This window comes from Nocardioides ferulae, assembly GCF_003660455.1.
GTDB classification, from domain to species: Bacteria; Actinomycetota; Actinomycetes; order Propionibacteriales; family Nocardioidaceae; genus Nocardioides; species Nocardioides ferulae.
The window spans coordinates 1-2,162 of sequence record NZ_QZVR01000045.1 but is presented as its reverse complement, the minus strand read 5'-3'; the positions used below and the strand labels follow the sequence as shown (position 1 = coordinate 2,162).

The 2,162-nt window shown below is 69.1% G+C and carries 2 protein-coding genes; both read right to left on the bottom strand.

Annotated elements, in window-relative coordinates:
* Positions 1 to 66 precede the first annotated feature (66 nt).
* Positions 67 to 876, bottom strand: coding sequence for an IS21-like element helper ATPase IstB (gene istB / locus D6B71_RS22300; RefSeq protein ID WP_121258999.1), 810 nt, complete (start codon positions 874 to 876; stop codon positions 67 to 69).
* Positions 876 to 2,093 carry an IS21 family transposase gene (istA, locus tag D6B71_RS22295; RefSeq protein ID WP_164519791.1) on the bottom strand — a complete coding sequence of 406 codons (1,218 nt, stop codon included), beginning with the start codon at positions 2,091 to 2,093 and terminating at the stop codon, positions 876 to 878. Before istA ends, istB begins: the two co-directional genes overlap by 1 nt.
* Positions 2,094 to 2,162: the final 69 nt, after the last annotated feature.

Below are 2,162 nucleotides of genomic sequence, written 5' to 3'. Positions count from 1 at the left end.
TGTCGGCAACGCTCGAAAATGAGGCCGATCCGACGCTCGAAAACGAGGCCACCGGTTCGTAGTTGCTCAGTCTGCCGTGTCTTGGGTCTTGATGCTGGGCAGGGTGTCGATCCCGCGGTTGCGTAGCCGGTAGCTGGCGCCCTTCAGGGTGAGGACGTCGGCGTGGTGGACGACGCGGTCGATCATCGCGGCGGCGACGGCCTGGTCGCCGAAGACGTTGCCCCAGCCGCTGAACGGCAGGTTCGATGTGAGGATCAGCGAGGCGTGCTCGTAGCGGCTGGACACGAGCTGGAAGAAGAGGTTCGCGGCGTCCTGCTCGAAGGGCAGGTAGCCGACCTCGTCGACGATGATCAGCCCGTAGCGCCGCAGCCTGGCGAGCTCTTGCGGGAGTCGGCCGGCGCGGTGCGCGTCGGTGAGCCGGGTGACCCACTCGGTAGCGGTTGCGAACAGCACCCGGTGACCGTGGTTGGCCGCAGCGATCCCGAGTCCGGTGGCCAGGTGCGTCTTGCCGGTCCCGGGCGGACCGAGCAGCACGACATTCCTGGCCTCGGTGAGGAACCCGCCCGATGCGAGTGCTGCGACCTGCTGGCGCACGGCGGGTTGGGCGTCCCAGTCGAACTCCTCGAGCGTCTTCCTCGCGGCGAACCCGGCGGAGCGGATCCGCATCTGGGCACCGGACGCGTTCCTTGCGGCAACCTCGCGGTCGAGGACCGCGGCGAGGTACTCCTCGTGCGTCCAGCCGGCGTCGCGGGCGTGGTCAGCCAACCGGGCTGCGGACTCGGTGATCCGGGGCGCCTTCAACGCCGACGCCAGGTAGGTCAGCTGCTTGAGCGCTTCGCTCGCGTCGCTCTTCACCTTCCTGCTACTGGTCGTCATCAGGCCACCTCCTCGCCGTTGACGAGGCCGAAGGCGCGGTCGTAGTCGGTCAGGTCCCGCACCAGAGCCTCGTCGGGGGCGGCTGCTGGTCGCGGTCGTTGGTACTGCTCGCGCAGCACCTTCGCGGCAGCGACGTGGGCGGGGTCGGTGATCGTCATCCCGCGTGCCCAGACCCGGTCGTGCGCCGCGACCAGTCGTCCTCCGTGGCGGACCTCGACCCGGGTCAGGTCGGCGGTGACGTCGACGAACCGGCCGATTACGGCCGGGTCGACGGAGTAGTCGTTGCTGTCGATGCGGACGTAGTAGTCGCGGCCCAGTCGGACCCGGTTGACCCACCCGACCGCCGGTGCGACGGGCGGCAACGGGAGCATCGCGGTCCGGTCGGCGTCGAGCAGGTCGACCGGCCGGGCCTTGATCGTGCGCACGATCCTGCTGTTGGCGATGGTCAGCCAGTCGGTGAACTGATCGTCGAAGTCGGCCGGTGAGGTGAAGTCGCGGCCGGGCATGAAGGAGGTCTCGAAGAACCCGTTGCGGCGTTCGACCACGCCCTTCGATTCTGGGTCGTTGGGCTTCAACCGCTGCAGCGTGGTGGCGAGGGTTCCGGTGAACGCGCCCACGCCTTCGGCGTGCCGCTTGCCACGTCCGATGCCGGTCTCGTTGTCCCAGATCAACCGGCGCGGCACCCGGCCGAGCAGCTGCAGCAGCACCCACATCCCCAGCAGCAGGTCCGCAGTGGTCCGGGTCGGGATCATCCGCCCGACCATGAAGCGGGAGTGTGCCGCGGTGATCACCAGGACCGGCAGCAACGTCTTGGTGCCGTCCTCGAGCGGGATCTTCTTCGGCGGGAACCACAGGTCGCACTGCGCCGCGTCACCGGGAAGCCAGGTCAGCCGGTCCGAAGGGTCGACCGGCCGGTGGTCAGGCCGCAGCCGCCGGACGTTGTCGCGGAACCAGGTGATCGACCCCGTCCAGCCGACCCGTTCGGCGATCACCGTGGCCGGCATGTCCGGCGTCTTCCTCAGCAGCTCGCGCACGTGCGGCTCGAACGGCGTGAACGAGGTCGGCACCGCCGGCCGCTCGTACTTCGGCGGCCCGTCCGAGGCCACCGCCCGCGCCACCGTCGCCCGCCCAATGCCCAGGTCCCGCGCGACCTGACGCTGCGGAACACCGTCCGCCACCAGCCGCCGGATCAGAGCCCAATCCTCCACAGAGATCACCCATCCAATCTGTCTGGGTGGCCTCGTTTTCGACCGTCGCTATGGCCTCGTTTTCGAGCGTCGTCGACA